This window comes from Bradyrhizobium sp. BRP19, assembly GCF_020194195.1.
Lineage (GTDB): Bacteria > Pseudomonadota > Alphaproteobacteria > Rhizobiales > Xanthobacteraceae > Bradyrhizobium > Bradyrhizobium yuanmingense.
The window spans coordinates 55,109-74,102 of sequence record NZ_JADYVZ010000019.1; the positions used below are offsets into that span (position 1 = coordinate 55,109).

The 18,994-nt window shown below is 58.5% G+C and carries 10 protein-coding genes and 3 pseudogenes; 4 read left to right on the top strand and 9 right to left on the bottom strand.

The window, feature by feature from the left end; genetic code table 11:
• Window positions 1–613 precede the first annotated feature (613 nt).
• Both I6F36_RS33235 and I6F36_RS33240 read right to left on the bottom strand, forming a co-directional pair.
• A complete protein-coding gene (locus I6F36_RS33235; protein WP_225172930.1) occupies window positions 614–790 on the bottom strand; it encodes a hypothetical protein in 177 nt (58 codons plus the stop codon).
• A gap of 791 nt (window positions 791–1,581) precedes the next feature.
• A pseudogene (locus tag I6F36_RS33240) lies at window positions 1,582–1,802 on the bottom strand (transposase); the annotation flags it as partial.
• 913 nt (window positions 1,803–2,715) lie between these two features.
• Here I6F36_RS33240 and I6F36_RS33245 point away from each other — a divergent pair.
• Together I6F36_RS33245 and I6F36_RS33250 are read left to right on the top strand one after the other, a co-directional pair.
• A complete protein-coding gene (locus tag I6F36_RS33245; RefSeq protein WP_225144528.1) occupies window positions 2,716–3,723 on the top strand; it encodes a radical SAM family RiPP maturation amino acid epimerase in 1,008 nt (335 codons plus the stop codon).
• A complete protein-coding gene (locus I6F36_RS33250) occupies window positions 3,672–4,202 on the top strand; it encodes a hypothetical protein (protein WP_225144527.1) in 531 nt (176 codons plus the stop codon). Before I6F36_RS33245 ends, I6F36_RS33250 begins: the two co-directional genes overlap by 52 nt.
• A 1,144-nt stretch (window positions 4,203–5,346) precedes the next feature.
• Here I6F36_RS33250 and I6F36_RS33260 read toward each other — a convergent pair.
• The 4 genes and pseudogenes from I6F36_RS33260 to I6F36_RS33275 all read right to left on the bottom strand — a co-directional run.
• Window positions 5,347–5,946 (bottom strand): annotated as a pseudogene (locus I6F36_RS33260) (IS3 family transposase); the annotation flags it as partial.
• A gap of 499 nt (window positions 5,947–6,445) precedes the next feature.
• A pseudogene (locus I6F36_RS33265) lies at window positions 6,446–6,712 on the bottom strand (zincin-like metallopeptidase domain-containing protein); the annotation flags it as partial.
• 1,127 nt (window positions 6,713–7,839) lie between these two features.
• Window positions 7,840–8,148 (bottom strand): hypothetical protein, encoded by a 309-nt coding sequence (locus I6F36_RS33270; RefSeq protein WP_225144526.1) that lies wholly within the window; start codon window positions 8,146–8,148, stop codon window positions 7,840–7,842.
• Window positions 8,149–8,996: 848 nt separating this feature from the next.
• Entirely contained in the window at window positions 8,997–9,572 is a 576-nt protein-coding gene (locus I6F36_RS33275) for a hypothetical protein (RefSeq protein WP_225144525.1), read from the bottom strand.
• Window positions 9,573–11,315: 1,743 nt separating this feature from the next.
• On the opposite strand from I6F36_RS33275, the gene I6F36_RS33285 reads away from it, so the two are divergent.
• Window positions 11,316–12,662, top strand: a complete 1,347-nt coding sequence (locus I6F36_RS33285) for an MFS transporter (protein WP_225144524.1) — start codon at window positions 11,316–11,318, stop codon at window positions 12,660–12,662.
• Between the two features lie 645 nt (window positions 12,663–13,307).
• Complete coding sequence (locus tag I6F36_RS33290) at window positions 13,308–13,517, top strand: hypothetical protein (RefSeq protein WP_225129470.1); 210 nt, start codon at window positions 13,308–13,310, stop codon at window positions 13,515–13,517.
• Window positions 13,518–14,339: 822 nt separating this feature from the next.
• Here the strand turns inward: I6F36_RS33290 and I6F36_RS33295 are convergent.
• The 3 genes from I6F36_RS33295 to I6F36_RS33305 all read right to left on the bottom strand — a co-directional run bounded on the left by I6F36_RS33295 (window position 14,340) and on the right by I6F36_RS33305 (window position 18,969).
• Window positions 14,340–16,553 carry a hypothetical protein gene (locus I6F36_RS33295; protein ID WP_225172931.1) on the bottom strand — a complete coding sequence of 738 codons (2,214 nt, stop codon included), beginning with the start codon at window positions 16,551–16,553 and terminating at the stop codon, window positions 14,340–14,342.
• Window positions 16,554–17,096: 543 nt separating this feature from the next.
• A complete protein-coding gene (locus tag I6F36_RS33300) occupies window positions 17,097–17,450 on the bottom strand; it encodes a hypothetical protein (protein WP_225144522.1) in 354 nt (117 codons plus the stop codon).
• A gap of 277 nt (window positions 17,451–17,727) precedes the next feature.
• The gene (locus tag I6F36_RS33305; protein ID WP_225144521.1) at window positions 17,728–18,969 is read right to left on the bottom strand and encodes a cytochrome P450; all 1,242 of its coding nucleotides are present in this window, start codon (window positions 18,967–18,969) and stop codon (window positions 17,728–17,730) included.
• Window positions 18,970–18,994: the final 25 nt, after the last annotated feature.

The window sequence follows — 18,994 nt, forward strand, 5'->3', positions numbered from 1 at the left end:
TTCCGGGCGGCGAACGGTTGAACGGCTGGCCGTCCGCAGCGACGAATGGCTCACAGAGACTTCGATCGACAGAGACGCAGCCTGCCCACGGGCCCTCTGCGTGAGGATTAATCCATCGCAATGCGCTCGCCAGACTTGCTTGATGAGCTACTCGACCATTTTCCACGACCTTTGCGGTTTCGGGCGCGGCAAATTCCTTTCCGCTTAAGATCATCTGGTGAAATGCGAGCGTCGCGTCCTTGCTCCCGATCGGCAGACTTTACCAATCAAGCACTCCGATTTTGCGCTCTCCGCTCAGCTATTCGGGCCCGTCAATTGATGATGTTGGGCTGCATGAGCAGCATCATCCACGCCACAAATCTCATCCTGCTGATGCTGCTAACGGCGAGCACTAGTTCGGCTTGTGCGGTCTGCTCAGCGTATTTCCAGGCGCCATTTGTGCCCCCCGGGCAGTCCGCGGTACTAGATGTGATTGCGACCTTAGTGGCCTGGGGGAGACTTGAGACGTTTGGCGTTAGACTGAGATTTTTTGTCCGCCAGCCAACACAACGTGGTGGCAGGTTTGGTGGGGCAGTGCCAGCGCTCGCATGAACGGTGACCGATGTCACGAGGCCTAAATGCCGCAGCGGGACCTCTCCTGAGCGATCGTGACCGCGGCAAGGCCGAACATCACGTCGCGGTTGATGCCGAAATGGAGGCGATAGAGCCACCAGATTGCGCAGCACCGGTCGAGATCGGAGAGTGCCCGAGCGCGGTTTATTGCTGCTGCGACCCGCGCTATTGGCTTCATGACACGTCTCGTCTGAAAACCTGAACGTCTCGGGACCAGTGCTCTAAATTTGGTGAGTTCTTGATCGGTGACGGTCGGCTGTCGCGCGCATGCGTCGGCAAAGGATTGGAAGCTTAGATTCATGTTTGCCATGGCATTGCGCGTCTCGAAGCTTGATGGGAACACGCATATGCGTATCCGGCCTTTCCGTAACCTTACGAGGCAAGTACTGCTTCCCCCAACACCCAGATCTGGTAGCGACAATTGACAGCACTCTTATGCGGTAGTTACGCGGTGGCGCGCGTTAGTTCGCAGACCCGATGCTGTCGCATCGAAGCGATCGGAGTCGATGGCGTTGGCTGCACCTCGGAAAACGGGGCGGCGCGGCCCGGAGCCATGTGATATTGCCTCGACTCATCGATGGCAGGTAGAGCTCCTGAGAGAGACGGTGATGCACTGCGACTTCCTGCCGCTGTGGGGATGCAGTCAACGAATGTGAATTCGTCATTTGAACAACTCGCCAGCCGACCACCTAACGGATTGACACGCGACATAGCCAGGGTAGCAAAGCTGCCCGCCCACAACACTAGTTCGGTACGGTCGACAGCACGTTGCGCAGCCTGTTGCGGCCTTCTCGAATATGAGGCCGAGCGAATACAAATTTGGCGCGCACCACCCACTCTCTGAGGACGATCCTTCAACTGAACAGACTACCAATGCATTATCATGCTGTGGGCACACGCATGCTCTAAGACCAATTTCCCGGTCGCGATGACCGGGTTTGTTGAAGTCTGTACTTGCCCGCCTACTTCATTCTTCTCCATGTCAGCCAGCTCGAAGAAGCCCCGCCGCGCATGGGCAATGCAAAACGCCAGTGTAATCGGCCGCACCTTCTTCTGCGGGTCGAACAGCGGTTCGAACCCGCTGTAGCACCGGCGTACAGCATGCCGGCGAACGCGGCCAGCTTCTTCTGGAGATGCTCGCCTCGTCGGTTGCTCGAGGCGTACTAGACTGCCGCCGCCGGCGCAGGCCCGGTGGCCGGCCACCGCACACAAGCGCAGAACCGCCCGGTTGTACCTTGCCCTTCGCCGGGATACGGATGGTGTGGTGAAAAGGCCGGCGGGATTTCACCTCCAGCCTCTCGCAGAACCGGGCGTATTGGACGGAATGCGCGCCGTTTCTAATCCGCAAGCAGACGCTGCTGAGCACGGTTCTGACCGAGCTTTTGTCGATGGTAACCGCTTGCTGCTGGGTTAGCTACCCACAACGAGCTTTCATCCCGCTCGACTGAGCGCTTGTTATGTTCGAGACCAATGTCGGAAAGTTGACGATACGCACGCTCAGACAAAGCGCAAAAGCAGCGATGTCAGTTTGGCATGCGGATTGCTGTGTCATCACCGATCGCTTCCAAGGCGACGGCTAGGTAGAAACATTTAGCAGAGGCCGGGCTATGTCGCAGGCTGAGGTAGAACGGTCAAGAATCTAGCGAAAGAGGGTAGTCTGCTCGAAAACGTTAAGCAGAGTGCTACAGGTCTTCGCGATCGGAAAGAGCCACGGCTACGATTTCACGCTTGATGAGGTTAGGAGCAGCATCCGAGTGCCACGCCGACATGCGTTGATGCAGCTCGACGCGATTGTCGGCGGCAAGCAGGATTTGAGCGGTGTAGGCTTGAGGAGGATTGTGCATACCACTGCGTTGGCTAGTTCCACGTCGGAGGCACCTACGACGCCGTGCAAGCCGCGGAAGCGGGCCGTGACCTAGTCGCTGTCGTTTTGCTTATTGTAGTTTTTGTCGCTGTCGCGGCCTGACGTATTTTCACTCTGATCGCATTGGCTCGTCCTGAAGGAAACGATCCGGTGCGAACAGAACTGAAAGCACGCCTCGTCAGGAGTGAGATCATTGCTTTCAGGCCTAGAGATGCGGCTTCAGGGCGTACCCGTACCTTATGACGCACACTGCGACCGAACACTGCCGACGGATTTTTGACCGGCGTACCCCCGAGCAACTGCGCACGTTGTCACACGTCAAGCGCTTCATGGAGCGGCTGGCCGGTGACTTGGAGTTCCGCAGGGCGCTTTCGGAGAACGTTCATTCTCCTCGAGCGGTAACAGAGCGCTACGGCATCGAAGTTGCCCCAATGAAGATGCTTCCTCTCTGGCGCGGCGGCTACCTGAAATACCGCTTCAAGCCGGAGTCTACGCCCTGGCCCCTGGCTATGATGTGGGACGAGTTTATCTGCGACATGTTGCGCGATCGCGACCTCCTGCGCGAAGAGGGCGAAATGTCGACGATCAACCCTCGCTTTCATGCCTGGCGTGAGCGCCAAATCCGGCGCTGCAACGACGAATTGGGCGGAACGGCGGCCTCGGTCACGTACCCCATCATCGCTTTCGAGCTGAGCGACGGCTGCACCATCGGTTGCTGGTTCTGCGGCCTCTCGGCCGACCGCTTCAAAGGCTATTACGAATATAGCGAAGAGCATGCAGCGCTTTGGCGCGCCGCGGTCGGTATTGCGAGCGAGATGTTTGGTTCGGCAGCCCGTACTGGTTTCTGCTACTGGGCCACAGAGCCTATGGACAACCCCCATTACGACCGCTTTCTATTCGACTATTATCAGATCACGGGCGCATTGCCACAAACAACGACGGCGGCCCCGCTCAGGGATCGCGCACTCACCACGCGCGTGCTCGAACTGTTCCAGCGCTATCGCACCGTGACGAACCGTTTCTCCGTGCTGAGCACAACACATCTCGACCAGATTCACATGGCGTTTTCGCCTGAGGAGCTGATCGGTGTCGAACTCGTCCTGCAGGGCAAGGAGGCGCTGACTGCAAAGGCTTTTGCCGGGCGCGCGCGCGGAGCGAGAAACTTAGGGCTGCCAACAAAGATGATGCAATCGCCTTGCTGGAGAGCGATCACACGACCATCGCCTGTGTTTCCGGCTTTCTCGTGAATATGCTGCAGGGACGTTTACAATTGGTGACGCCGGTGCCCGGTAGCGAACGCTGGCCTCTTGGCTACCGCGTCTTGAGTGAACGCTTCTTTAGGAGGTCTGACGAGTTCCGCGAGGGGCTGCAGCGCATGATCGACCAGCATGTGCTCGAGAGTCCAGCTCCCAAATTGCCGATCCGCTTCCGCAGGGACTTGCAATACGAGGCTGGGAACCGATGCTTTCATCTCCGGTCCCGCAACATGGAACACCGGGTGCTGGACGACATCGCTCCGACTTCCGTTGGCCATCTAATCGCCTATGGCAACTGCACAGCGTCGGAGCTGGTTAGGCAGGTCACGACTGACGGAACGAGCGTGCTCGCAGTAGCCGACCTGCTCGATCAGTTATGCACGGCCGGGGTGATTGAAGAGGACTTAGACGACAGCTTCGCCTGGCAGACCAGCTCACCTGTTACTGCGCTTTCATCGGGCAGCGGTTAGAGTTTCGGATTTTGTACGCCAGTGAGTCCGCCGGAAGAATTTCATTCTCGAGTTGCCCAGGCGAACGGTGCGTGATGCCCCTGCAGTTCCACCGCGCTGTCGAAAACATGGAAATTTGGAGTGCGCGCAGCGGCGGCTACTCGTTCGTTATAAGCTTGCAGAGCCCGACCGGTCCTGGCTTCCGCGGAAGGTTCGGCTACGTCGCTTCGTGGCGTCCGCTTGACCAGAGCCGTGGCGCGATCAGGGTGCTCGGCTCGCCCCTGCAGAGCTTGGCTGAGGCCGAGGACGCCTGCAATAGTATGCTCAATTACCTGAGAGACTGAACTGATTCCTGGTCGCGGAAAATGGAAGCAGCTTAAAGATGCTGCAGTCGCGTCGGGTGCTACCCAGGATGTTCACGGGGTCGAGACGTACTTTGTAGCGGCTGAGATTATCGCGCCCGATTTGAGCGGGCGCTACACGTTCTATCCGTCGGACGGGCTTGCTTCCAAATCGAGCTCATCTGGATTATCTTGAAGATCATCTGCCGTCCCTCACGCCGGTCGGAGCAAACATGTTCGTCGAAGGCTCGACAGATTTGTTCGCGTTTCCCAATCCGGTAGCTAAGCCGTACATCAGGATCGTGATCCACAAGACGCCCCTAGCGAACGGCTGCGCCCTACCGGATCTATTCACGAAATGATCATCACGATCCGTACACGGATGCGAGCCAGAACAGCTTGATGACAAGGGCGGGACAGGTCGTAACACCGTAGTCCCAATGACTTCACTGATTTTGCCGTCCTGCCACGCCTGTTTGCAGCGGCTGCGGTAGTCGCTCCTCAATCGCGGTAGCGCTGACAATGCTGCTAAAAAATACCGTCGCGCTTAAAAATGCTTTCAGCACAGCCAGGACCCTTTAGATTAGGAATAATCAAGCGGTACAAAGGCGATATTACCCTCGGGCCCAGACGATCGCCGTAAAGCGCCCCGGCCATTTCCGGAAACCGCGAAGTGAAGATTGAGCCGCCCATTCATTTCTTGCACAGAATATGTCAAGTTCGGGTGACCTGCCACTGCATTTTCATCCAGCGGCAGTTAGAGTCTCGGGTTTTGTAGCGAGACCGGACTTTGGACCACCCAGAACTAGAGTTTTGCGCTCTTATCACGTTGGCGGGCTGGTGGCGCCGGCGTGATTTTGCAGCAAAATCGGCGGCCGATTGCCGATGGCTCCATGGGGCCGCTCCTCGTTGTAGTATCTGCGCCAAGTCTCCACCTTTTCCCGGGCGTCCGCAAGCGACAGGAACCAATGGGCATTGAGGCATTCGACCCGGAAGCGGCCATTGAACGCTTCGATAAAGGCGTTGTCGGTCGGTTTGCCCGGGCGTGAGAAGTCCAGCGTGACGCTGCGTTGGTAGGCCCAGAGGTCGACGTCACGCGACACGAACTCGCTGCCTTGGTCGACGCGGATTGTCGCCGGGAAGCCCACTTCGTTGCAAACCCTTTCCAACACCTCCACAACATCGGTGCCGCGGAAAGTGAGCCGCGGCTCCAGGGCGGGCGAGAAGCGGGAGAAGATATCGATAATCGTGAGCACCCGGAGCTTGCCACCATTTGCCAGCTGGTCATGAACAAAGTCCATCGCCCAGGTCTCGTTGGCGCGCGTCGCTGGCCTGCGGTCATCGCGCAGCTTGGCCTTGACCCTCCGCTTCGGCGACTTGTTACGCAATTGCAGGCCCAATTCGCGATAGATGCGACGGGTCTTGTTCTGCCCACCGACTGGTCATTGCTCGGGTTGCAAAACGGCATACCGGCGGCGCCGCAGGTGCACGCACGGGTGCCAAGCCACGGTTGATCCGAATCGTTCTCGCAAATCTGCCTTCCGCGATTCGTTCCTCGTTCATTCGCTCTCTCATCGGCTATTCGCCAAGGAGAGGGTAATCCTTTTCGCCGACGGGGGCTCATTGCGCGAGCTTGTATTCACCCCCGACTTTCATGGCGAGTTTGATCTTGCGCTGATCGCAATTCGAGACAGGAACGCCTCAAGCTAGACCAGGCGACACTGGCCAAGCGGATCGGCGTCAGCCGTCGCCAATCAAAATACTTGCAGCCGCAGCGAATTATCTATCTGAAACCCGGGCGAAAAATCCGCCTCGCTGTAAGTAGGATGACGCTCAGTCAACAACTTCGTCCAGAGTCCATTGGAGATCCAAGCTATTTGGAGTTAAAATGACGAGGTCCAGATCGATTATTTCCGCCGCGGCTCAGGCCGCGGCGGAATTTTTGGCCTGAAACCGATACAGGAAGTCCGCCGCCCGCTGGACGAAGTTTGAAGATCGCGCGTTTGTCGTTCTTCAGCACCTTGATCTAAGAGGGCATATAGGAGGCGTGCCCCTCCCTCACCTCCGGTATCAGGCCCAATCGGCGGACAGGAAGGCCGCGCCAAGCTCTGCGACCAACTTTTCCATGGCATAGCCTTCATCGCCGAAGCGCTTGCGGCCGAACTCGCGACTCAGGCGGCTCTCGTGGCGGTATGTAGTGTCCAACGCCACTCATTGCGCGCGTCGCGGCAGAATGGAAGTACGTGGCCCTCACCTTTTCAGGTGATGTACCGACCTTCGCCAGAGTACCTGCGAAGCTTGTCGGAGATAGCAGCGGGATTGGTCGGGGCAAGATGTAGAAACAGTGCGGGCGCGGCTCGGTGCTAACCAACCCGGGGGCTGAAGCCAGGCCAACTAGTCCCTACCACATCCGCACTGCCGTTGAGACTAGCGGAAAAGTGACTCGGCGCCGATCGATCTGGAGCGATAACGCTGTCCCTGTCACATCCCGTTAACCCCAAGGGCTCTGTATCTGTCATAGCTTACCGCAAGCTGACAGGCCTTTTGCGCAGTCGGTCAATAATAATGGGGTATCAACACCCCTCAATCCGCCACGGAAATTCCTGCAACCACTCAGACATGCTCTCTGTGCTGTCAGTCGTCACGACTTCAGGATCACCCGGACGGTTCAGGCTGCTGATCAGTGAGACATTGTCGGTTGAGGACCACACCATCGTAGATACTCCGCCCCGTTAGAGGGCAGGTCTCCTGTGGAGTCAAATTGCGAATTCGGTGCTTTGCGCCCCGCCCATCCCTCTGCCGTGCATATTGTACTGCCATGTTCGTCGCACTCCGCATATCGGTCGATTGTCGGAGTGCATTTGTAGAATTCCAGTAAGCCTAAACCGGGGAATCCTGCGGATGACGAAAAGCGGGCCAGATCATGATTGCACACGAAATTGTAGGCTCTGGGATGTGAGAGAAATACAGCATCGCACGACTGAGCAATATAGGCGGGTCAGCAATAGATGGAACGCAGCGCCGCCTATCGAGGCTGCCAATGATGTTAGCCAGGAGATCGAGAGGCTAACGCACCGGCTTTGCCTTGAGGGCTGTTCACACGAAATGCCTGGTGGGTATTAACGAGAAATCGGCCTTGGACTGATAGGGTAGACTGAGGGCGTAGGTGATCGCTCAGATTCATCCCCGGGGAGATACCATCGTCCGCCGAGAATGAGCAAAGACGGGCTTGCTGACGCCGCTGCCTGCTCCGGACGAACTCGATTCAAAGTCGATTGCGCGCGCCATCGGGCTGGGATGCGCTCGATGCACGATTTCTAAATTCCGCAGCGGGATCTCTCGTGGGCAACCGAGACCGCGGCGAGCCCCAACATCACGTCGCCGGTGAATCCGAAATGGAGACAATAGAGCCACCAGATTGCGCAGCACCGGTCGAGATCGTACATGGCGAGTGCGCGCCTCGTTGCTGCGACCATCCGCGCCATCGGGTTCATTCCGCGTATCATCTGGAAACCTCGGCGTCTCGGGGCCAGCGCTCTCCGTTCAATGACTTTTAGGGCGGTGATGGCCCGCTGTCCGGCGCGTGCACCTGCAAGAGATTCGGAATTAAGATTGATGTTCGCCATGGCATTCTTTTCCGCGTTTCGAAGCTGCATGCGATCTGTGTCGTAATCCTACGGTTCAGGTGCTGCTTGCAAAACGCCCAGATCTGGTAGTGCCAACTGATAGGATTTCCATCCGATAAATACCGCTCACGCGATTGCACTGCCACGCAAAGCCACTTGCGACCGTCGTTCTCGGTTACGCGACCTTTGCTGCCAGCTCCTTGAGAATACCTCCGCGTCCGCGAGTTATTGACGCTCGCACAGGCAGGGCCTACGCCGTTTCCGAGTAAGCCCTCCACGGTCACCGGTTTCGCTGCCCAATTTGCGCGAATCCAGCCGACGTCGAGCGCTGGTTGGCGGCCGAGCCCCGTCTGAGGGCGCTGGCAATTCTCGGTCGCCTCGCTGAGCAACGCCCCAAACAGTTCGGCCCGCAGCACACCATCGTGCAGCGCTTGTTGGGATGGCTCCGACGCAAATCAGCCGAAACGATCATCCCGCACGGCGCAAAGCTGCGACGCTGGCCGCGTGTAATGGGCATTCCGCGACGTCTCCAGTCCCTCCGATTCTGCGCGCCATCGTGGAATCTCGGACTGGCCCACAGCGGGAGCTACATCGTTTAAGCGAAAGTCACACCGGCAGGGGAGGCAATACGGGCGCAATATGGCAGGCCGGATGACAGGCCGGCACCACGCAGATGAAATGGCAAGGATGACCGTGCATCTCGTGGGCTGCCAGGGGGTCCAATGATGCGTACCCACTGGCGGCGCGAACAGTCCACTGTTAAGCGGCGAATGTCTCTCCAGGTAAGGACAACCGAAGTGATCGCAGGCCTCCAGTCCGGCGCGATCGCTTCACCGTCGGGTTGCGTCTCATACCCTTGTAAGCCTAACGAACCCTCCTTCCACTAATTCGGCTTTGTAGGCCCGATTGTTAAGTAGGATTGTGGCGGGGTTATCTGCGGTCGGCATGAAACCTTCTTCGCGCAGCTTGTCCATTAGGGCAGGTGTGGCCCATTGCTGTCCTAGCGGCATTCCGTAGCGCCATTTCTCCGCAAAGAAGGCTCCGAAGTCCGGTACTCCCGCCCGGCCGGCCCCAACCACTTGGTCCTCCGCGGGGTTATGAACAAGACGAACGCGATTGGACTCATCCAAACCGGCCGTGTAGCGGTGACCTTGGATTTCATAGGTCATCGTCGGCTGGTCCGAGTCCGGCAAGAGACCGTGGTGGAATAGCCTCTCAACCATGGCGTCAGGGGCGATTTGCGAACCGTGTGAAAATCTCTGTGGAGCGGCGAATGAGACATCTACCGCTTCCTCAGGTGCGGCAGGTGATGATGGTCCAGCTTCATTCATGATCTGACTGAACAAATCATGATCTTCCTGTGTCCAGATGTGCGCCGTTGGCGATTCCGGTGAACGGGCATTATCGATCGGGTTCGGATCCATAAAGCTCTCCTTTCTGTTATAAGAACAAAGGCCTCTTGAAGATCTGCCCCCAGGGAATGAGCTGAAGTTCGTCACGAATTCAGAGATGGGTGGCTTCGTCATCGAGAGGCCAAGTTCGAATGTTAAAGAGGCTGGCTTTCGAGAAGCTGACAAAGGTCGAAAAAGGAGACAAACCCGCGGCCGCATCTGCCCCCTCTGATGCGATCATCTCCGGGCCAAGTCTCATTCCGCCTGGCCTCGCAGTCGGCGCGCGGGTCTGCGTCGTGCATTGCGTTCACCTGAGCGTAAAGCTGGTTAGGAGGTCCAGGTGATGCGGACCGCGACCAGACTCAGTCTTGCACCGAACATGTGCATTTCGACCTCTGCCCTCGACCCGTCGTTCTGGCTGACGCTTCGAGCCTATGCTCGGGGCCGCTAACCAGAATGGCCACGATAGTCGCGCGAGCGCGAGAACAGACGAGAGCGAGACCTACGTGAGAGTCCGGCAAGCGCGGAGCGAAGTGTTCACCTGAGATAACGAAATCGCTGAGACGCAAACCAGCCGAGACGATCATCCCGAGCACGGCTAAAGGTGCGGCGGTGCCGGTGATCCGGGGACTGCGGCCGCCGCTGCGTGTAGTGGGTAGTCCGCGAAGTCCCCAGTGCCTCGAACCCTGCGCGCCATGATACAACATCCGAGTGACAGCCGGAGCTACATCGGTCAAGCGGAACGCTACGTCCTCAGGTGAGGCAATACGAACCGCCAACTTTGTCCCGGCTGCTATCGACGCTCTGCGTCATGCAGATGGCACTCGTGTCAGGGCGTTGGAAAGAGATTCACTGGTGTCCTGAATAAGGAAAATCGTCGTAATTCGTGCGCGCGGTGGCGAGGTCGCCGCTGAAATGTCCGCTTCCTCCAAGCGTCCGTTGGCGAAGAACCGTAGGCCACATTCGTGCTCGCCCGTTGCGGGCGCACGAACAGTAGCTCCTGGGGATGCGTCACTGGTTTGCCTTAACAGCTCTCTAAGTGGTTGACCAAGATGTACGCCCCCTGAACCTTTGGCAGCGCTCCCCGAACGACTTGAGATCGGCCTCGTCGGCGTCGGGGCCGAATAGCCGGGCCTTCTCCCCGTCCCGGCTGATGCCCTCGCGCAGGAGATAGCCAAGATGCGCGGGCGAGCGGCGCCGAACGCACGTTATGACTGGACGACCTAGGTCTTGATGGTCGCCAGACGCGAGCGTCCCGCGAGCAGGCGTTCGCCCACTCGCCGGCGACCCGGCCGGGACGCAAAGGTGGAGCACTGATGATTGGTGGATCTTGTCCGCCGCGCGAGAGAGAGCGGCAGGAGCGCTGAGCGGCGGCAAGCGCCTTGGCGACGAAGGGCGTGGCACGCTGACTCCTTAAGGAGCGGACGCAACCTGGCCGAGGCTGAAAGGGCGCGAGACATCGCCAATCGTGTTCGGCGCCCGCCAATTTGTCCCAAACTCGCCAAAGCAGCGCGATGTCTGGGTGCCCGACAACTATAGCAGGTCTCATATTTGTCTTGCCGGGAAGGCCAGCGATCAGATCAAGGGTAAAATGGGCCACGAAAGGCGGGCATTTTTATTGCAGAGCTTACCGTGAGGTTCGTCGTGACACGCTTCAGCCTACATGTGAACAGGCGATGGCCGTGAGGACGAGCTCGGGCAAGTGGAATGCAACTTTGCGCGACCTGTCTGGTCGAAATGTTCGGGCCATGGATCGCGCTCCAGATCAGGTCGAGGATGGCGAGGCAATTTACTCCAGAGGGGCTGGAGCCGGTCCTCGGTCCGGCAGACGAACGCTTGACACGCCGCGCGGTGTTGGGCGCAACCATCGGCAACATTATCGAATTCTACGACTTCGGGACCTATAGCTTTTTCGCAATACAGATCGGTCAGGCGTTCTTCCCGGCAACTGACCAGTTCGTCAGCCTCATGCTGTCACTCGGAACCTTCGGCGCAGGTTTTGTAACCAGGCCGATCGGAGCCATCGTGCTCGGCTCGTATTCGGATCGGGCCGGCCGCCGACCCGCGATGACCGCCAGCTTTGCCATGATGAGCGCCGCGGTCCTGTTATTGGCTATCACGCCATCGTACGAGACAATAGGACTTGCCGCTCCGTTGCTAGCCATTTTCGCACGCTTGCTGCAGGGCTTTGCTCTCGGAGGTGAAGTCGGTCCAACGACAGCCTACTTGATGGAAGCGGCCCCCACCAAAGCCCGCGGTCTTGCGGTCTCCTTTCAGCCCGCGAGCCAACAGGTAGCTGCGACGGCCGGAGCGTTGGTTGGAGAAATACTCTCGCTCACCATGACAAGCGAAGCGCTCAATGCGTACGGATGGCGGGTCGCGCTGTTGCTCGGCGCGGCTACGTTGCCGTTTGGACTTTGGTTGCGGAGCGTCCTGCCCGAAACGCTGCACCGCCCCGAGGCGCCGGTTCTTGTCACCCAGCCCGAGGGGCGACCACCTACCGATCGCCGCATCATGAGCTTGGGATTTGTCATCTTGGCCAGCTGCACGATCACGACTTATGTTACGGGATACATGACGACCTACGCGTTGAACACCCTCCGCGTTTCCACGCCTCTCGCCTTTGCTACTACGCTCATCAGCAACACGGTCGGAATTTCTGCAGCACTGCTGGGCGGCCTGCTCGCCGACCGCGTAGGCCGTCGGCGTATCATGATATGGCCGCAGGTCACTGCATTACTGATGACCTATCCGGTATTCTTGTGGATTGCAGAGAGCCGCAGTGCCTTGGCACTTCTAGGAGGTCTCGGCGTCCTCACCCTGATCGGAACGATTCCGTATAGCGCCTTCTACGTGAGCATGGCCGAAGGTTTGCCCAAGTACATTCGTGGTCGCGCGTTCGCGACGATCTACGCTTTTGCGATAGCGATTTTTGGAGGCACAGCTCAACCGATCGTCACCTGGCTCATCCACCTTACCGGGAGTGCACTCGTGCCCGCCTGGTACATGCTCTTCGCGGGCGCGGCCGCGCTTTGTGCCATGCTTATGATGCCGGAGACGGCGCCACTCAATTATGTGCCCGACCATAGACGAATGGCCGTAACGCCACGACCGCTGCCCTAGTCATGCCCGAACAGGTAAGGATGACATCTATGATGTCCGAAATGCGAAACATCGACCCGGAGGACGGGTATGGGGCCACCACGTAAAAGCAATCTATCCTGAAAATTCGAGCAGCTTTACATCGAGCAGGAGCTCCTGTCGGAGCGCAGCGTCTCCGTCTGAAATGACTTTTCCCCATTTACCCGATCTTGGCCGATGCGGCAGTTGCACGATCGGCGGACGTCACCGAAAGGCTGTAAGTGAGCCGTCACTCTGATCGTCGTTTAGAGAACAAGAAGGCCCGGCTTGTACTATCTACTAGCGCAAGTACGGCATGAGGATGCGGCCGCTGTCGGAGCAGCGGCCGCACGAGGGTCAATCCTCATCTCTGCTTGATATGTTTCCCGCTGTCAGTGCTGGACGCACGAGGGATCCGTCAAGCAAAAAAACAGATCGCAGATACCATTCAACGGGTCATCCACGCACTCAGGATATGATGTATCGGCTACCGGCGCACTCGCCGCAACCGGCTGCGCGGCAACGTTTGCAGCAAAAGGAGGCATTACCGCCGTTGCAAGCGCGAGGGCGCTCGCGGTCACTAACACAGACTTTTTCATTCGAGATATAGCTTCCCTAGGTTAGCCCCAGCCGCCCTCGAGGGTCTATATGACCACGCTGCAAGCGGTAAAATTGATTTTCTTGATCAGATCTATTGACCGAATGGATAAGTACGCAGCAATCGACGATCGGCTCATCGATGCGATGGGCGACGAGTTTCAAATTTGGCTGAAGCAACGGCTGGCCGAAGCGGGTCTGACGGACGATGCCGAGGTTAAATCGTCAACGAGATCGCCTGCGAGATCAAAAGCGAGATGACGCACCGGGTGCTTAGGGAGCACGGCATCCAGCTGTAAAAGCTCGGCCAGGCCCGTCTTACGGATTGCTGTCGCGAGCTCGCGCCATGACTCGATGAACAGTCCCACCAAGCTGATCGTGCGGCGCAGCCTGCTCTTCCGACGGTGCCACCGTTGCTCACTCGTGGCGGCGAGTGAAAAAAGCAGGGAAATGACTGACCATACGCCGGTGTACTGAAATTGTCTCCGCGGCGCCCGGCGCCATTGCAGTTGAAACGAAGAAGCTCCGACTTACTCGGATTGAGACGCTCAACGAAGAACGACAAGCCCAGCATCCTTTTGGGGGGCCAAGGAGGCGTGATGCTGGGGCCGTCGTAGGCTGATGCTAGAGTAGCAAACAGGCGGCGTTGTTGTGCACCGCCCGGCTTGATTCGTCAAAGCGGCCGGGACGCTCAGCTCCCGTACATCCGGACCATCCGCGATCCGTTGAAGCTCGCCCGAAGAGTTTGCGCGCCAGTTCGCCGCGGGCAGGCTGGTGAAAGCACTGTGACACCGGGCGTATCGCCGCCAGCATCTGGTATATCTCCCGCCTGCAATAGTCAGCGGCCCAGCTTCTCGTCCGAGCGCCGATGTTCGCCACAGCAGAGAATGGCAGCTTGCTTGTACGACGACCGACCTCCGGATCGCCAGCCGATACCCCTCCGTAAGCAGTGTTCTCTCCCAGGCTCCAGCCTTCTGTGAGCTGGAGCCCGACGACGCTCAGCGCAGCTCAGGCAATCCGCCGAGCCGGTCCAAAAGGCATGAACTCACGCCGACGGCTCACCGCCGCAAGACAACCAGCTCACTAGATCCCCAGTCGAGCCATCTGAGCTGAAGCGTGCTCCGGGTCGGGAAGGGGCTGCCACGGCTGGCCAGCGGCGGTGCTCAACAAGGACCTACAGAACGCAGGAGTAAGCTTGCCGCGGTGGATCACGACGTTCTCGTGCCCCTCGGCGGCTCGAGCGTTCTGCCAGTGCTGATTGTAGCCGCGCTGTTCGTCAGACTTCACGTGGCAAGCGGCGAATTCGCGATCGCCCAGCGTTGCCAATTGCCAGGCATGTACCGGCCGCTTGGTATGGATGTGTACCCACATCGGCCTTGGCGTCCCGCCATTGCTCAGCGCCATGGGCTGTAGCTTGATTTCGAACAGCGTCCCTGGCTCTCCCTTCAAGGCGCGAGGTGGATCCACTGACGCCAGTTCCCCCGCTGCCCGCAACTGTGCAAGGTATTTCTGCGATGGAAACGCATAGGTCTTCATGCAATCGCTCGTGATTGCTGCCTTTCGCGCGCTCAATGACTTTGCCTGCCCCTGAACCTCGGACCCCATCCTTTGAAGCCGGACTATCTTTTCGTGCACTTCGGGCACCTGCGCAGCCGTGAGCAGGCCCCGTCGGCGAGGCTCCTCCAGCGCGACTACACAGGCCTCAATCTCGGAGGACTGCGTCTGCAAGCGCTTGATCACGCGATTCAGGACATGTTCGGCGTCCTCGGGCTTCATCTGGCGCGCTTGCGAGACGGCGCTTTGCTGAGCCCGCAGATCGAACTGCAGCAGCTCGTCCAATCGCTCAAGTAATCCCGGCAGTGCCTTCCTGGAGGGCGGAGCCTGCCACATCTGGAGGTGATCGGTCGCAGAGGATGACGCAGCTGCCTCCTCCGGCGTGGCGAGTTTCTTTGTACCGAGATCCGAGAGCACGATGACCTTGCCCGTCGCGGCCCCGGCAGCATCGGACCTTCCCAGTTGCGGCGCGGGCGGGCTGGCCGTCGAACTCCCTTCGCCCGCGGCTGCTCCGCGCCTTGCTTTGCCCTTTCTGCGCACTCGAGTGCCTTCACCCACCAGCGCAGTGTTTTCTGGCAGCGCAGCCCAAGCCGGCGGTTCAATCGTCACTTCCGTCTTTGGCTGCAATGCCAGCAGCCGCATGACATCGTTCGCCGTCACCCACGCACCGTCCACGATCTCGCCAAGCAACTGCAAAGGAAGGTCAGCTTCCGTTCCAGCCTCCCTCAGGGGCTCAAGCATGCCCCTCAGTTGGGATGCAAATTCCGAAAGCCGTTCCATGACTCCTTCCAGAACGGCGCGGTGCTCGGCGTCGAGCACCGCTCCTCCGCGAACGGCCTCGCTCGTCGAAATAAATGCCGGAAAAACATCTTCAACAAAGGTCCCGAGCAGACGCACCTGCCCGCTCTCGTCCATGAGGGCGGCTCGCACGTCTGGTGCTAACGTGCTCGCTCGCGACTGAATCAAGAGCTGCGCGAGAGCGATCCGCGATTGCAGATACATGCACCTGGTATTGAGCGCCCAGCCCGTATTGAGCCTGAGTTGGGCCTCTTCGGCCTTGCGCATCTCGGGCGTGCTGCTTGGCAAATGGGCGGTAGCCGCACAGACTGACTGCATCCGCTCGAAGCGCAACGCCTTCTTTCCCCACCAGTCCATGCAGGCAACATACTGGTTCGCGACGCCCGCAACGATGCGGCTCAGCTGGTCGGGCGGAGCGGTGTCTTTGACCTTGTCGAGCAGGGCTTCTGCTTTCTTTCTCCTGTTCTCAAGTGGGTACAGAATCTGGGTGGCTACTTCGTTACATTGGTTGCCCGCATCCAGCGTGTCGTCGCGGAGCCGGCGAGCCTGATCGTCGGGCAGGATACGACGCGCCAAATGGGACGGCAGATTCGCGTAATACTCCAGAACTGTTGAGCCTGCTTCGACCACTCGATCGATCAGCTCTTGCGCCTTTTCCAAGTTGCAGCGTTGCGTGGCCGCTCGACGGCAAGCTTCAAACTTCTCAAGCAGGCTGTCCAAATTTCGCTTTGCCGCCTTGATCTCGTTGCGCGTTGGCGCCGCCATATCTGAAGCCGCAGTTCTGTCTTGAGGCCCGGAGCGCATCCGCTCCAGGACGGCATCGAAGGATTGACCGCGTTCCCCAGGGAAGAGACCAGGCTCCAGGCTCGAACGGCTCAATTCCCCGGCGCTGTCGGCTCCCGCCGCCTCACCCTGTGATGAATCAGCTCGGCCAATACCTTTCATACTTCATCTCCGAATAGTCGAGAGTGCGCAGCCTGTCTGGATAGGCCCCCCAGCTGACGACTAGCTGACCAAGAGCATTCATCTGGATGCACAAGAAAGAAGATCTCGCCTTGTGTTCGACTTCCATCGCAGCTCCTCGTGTTGCTGAACTAGCCGCATCAGTGCCGGTGTGATCAGCTGGGACGTGACCGGGGCCCGACCTGCCCTGCCCGCGAGATAGTCCCGCCCCAATGCGGTGCCTCGGTGCACGCGAACTGGGCCAAGTCATCCCCAACCGCCTCCTGGACGGCAATTTTGGCCAAGCAGGAATGGCTAGCGTATGTCTATCGGCAGACCTGCGCTCGCAACACGCGTCCCGCTATCCAGCAAACAGACTTCGACCGAAGAGCTTACCAAGTCACCAGCCATACACGGGCGTGGCGAGACGCCGGAGGCCATCAGCAACAACATTCTCCAGGTCCGAACTGAGCAGAATCGACGTTGCGCAGCCTTCAAACTACATCTCGCCAAAGCCGGGCCGCGCCGAGGCCGGTTAAATCACACTCATAGAAATATGGCAGCGAGCGTACCAATCGCACCGAACATCAACCCTATCAACGAACCGGCTGTCGGCACGTCTCTAAAGAGCAGGAGGGTGAGCATCGGTTCCACTACCAGAATCGCTCCCATCGATATCGCGACAATGATCCAGATATTCTTCAGATGCATGTAGCCCAGCGCGTATCCGAACACGAGGAGGATGCCGCCGAACGATATCAGGAGAAACATCGGCAACAGCATTGCCAGATCACCGCCGGCCTTTCCAGATTGCCGTGAGGCAATCAGCTCGGCGAATATCGAAAGCGCTTCTCCAAGGAAAATCGCTGCCACCGCTACAATCTTCAACATCAAATTCATCAGCGTCTGCGGTCCCGGCTACCCAAGGCAGCCCGGAGACGCGGCATCGGAGTTACCGTGGCGGTTGGCTTTTCGGCGTCAGGCGCTTTGCAAGTCGTCCGCGCGCTACACTATCGCTCTTCACGTGTACTTCGAACATCTGCCCGGCTGATATAGATTCCTACATGCAGCCATTGTTTCGCGCCGACCAAACCATCTTCGCTGCTTGCAGAAGCGAAGATGGTTCAGGACGGCCCACCCCACCGCGTGCCGGCTGCCAGACCGGAGCGATCAGGGCCTAGGCTGCAATCCGCACGGGGAGAGCGGAATAGCCGTGCACGAAGTTGGACGCAATTCGCTCGGGTTCGCCGACAACCTTGACCTCCAGTCCCGCACCCAAAATCTCTTCCCAGAGGACTCTCAACTGCAGTTCCGCAAGATGTCGACCAAGACAGCGATGGATACCAAATCCGAACGAGAGATGCTGCCGTACATTCTTGCGGTCGATGACGAAACTGTTGGCGTTCTCAATGATCTCTTGGTCCCGGTTGCCGGAGATGTACCACATGACGACCTTGTCGCCCTTCCTGATCTGCTTCCCGCCTACGATGCTATCGGTCGCGGCGGTGCGGCGCATATGTGCGATCGGCGTCTGGTATCGAATAATCTCGGACACGGCGCTCGAGACCAGCTTGGGATTGTCGGTTAGTTTTCTCAGTTCGGAGGGGTGCTGACTCATGAACAGGAGGCCGCCGGTAATCGAGTTGCGCGTGGTGTCATTCCCCCCAACGATCAGCAGAATCAGATTCCCGAGAAACTCATTCGGCTCCATATGGCGTGTGGCGGGCGAATGCGCCATCAAGGAAATCAGATCGAGGCGCGGCTCGGCATTGATGCGCTCGTTCCAAAGCCGTGTGAAATAATCCAGGCACTCGGACAAGATTGTGCTTCGCTTATCCCAGCTGTCGATCGCATGCCCTGCTTTCGGAGTTCCAACAGCTACGTCTGACCAATAGGTCAGGAGTCGCCGATCCTCAAATGGAAAGTCGAACAACGTGGCGAGCATCTGCGTCGTCAACTCGATGGAGACCATCTCCACCCAATTGAAGGCATCATTGCGCGGCAAGCCGTCTAGAATCGCCCTGACCCGAGAGCGGATCAAGATTTCGAGTTTCGCCAAGCTTTCCGGTCCGACTATCGGACTCACGGTATTACGCTGCTCGGCGTGCTGAGGAGGTCCCATCTTGATGAAACTCTGGGTCCAGTGCTCGGCAGGCACGTCGACAATAGTGACACCTTGCTCTGACGAGAATGCTTTGTGGTTTGTGTCTACCGCTACGATATCCCGGTATTTCGTCAGGGACCAATATGGGCCATGAGGGCTGTCTTGACAGTAGTGAACGGGATCTTCCCTTCGCAACCGCTCGAAGCACCCCCATATGCTGTCGTCTTGAAAGCGCTTGGCCTCGCTTACATCCAGATTTCTTAGCGGGATAACACAAGCGTCGTCAGCTCTATAATCTTCCAATCGCCTTTCCATATCATCTCCGCAGATTCTGCTCTCG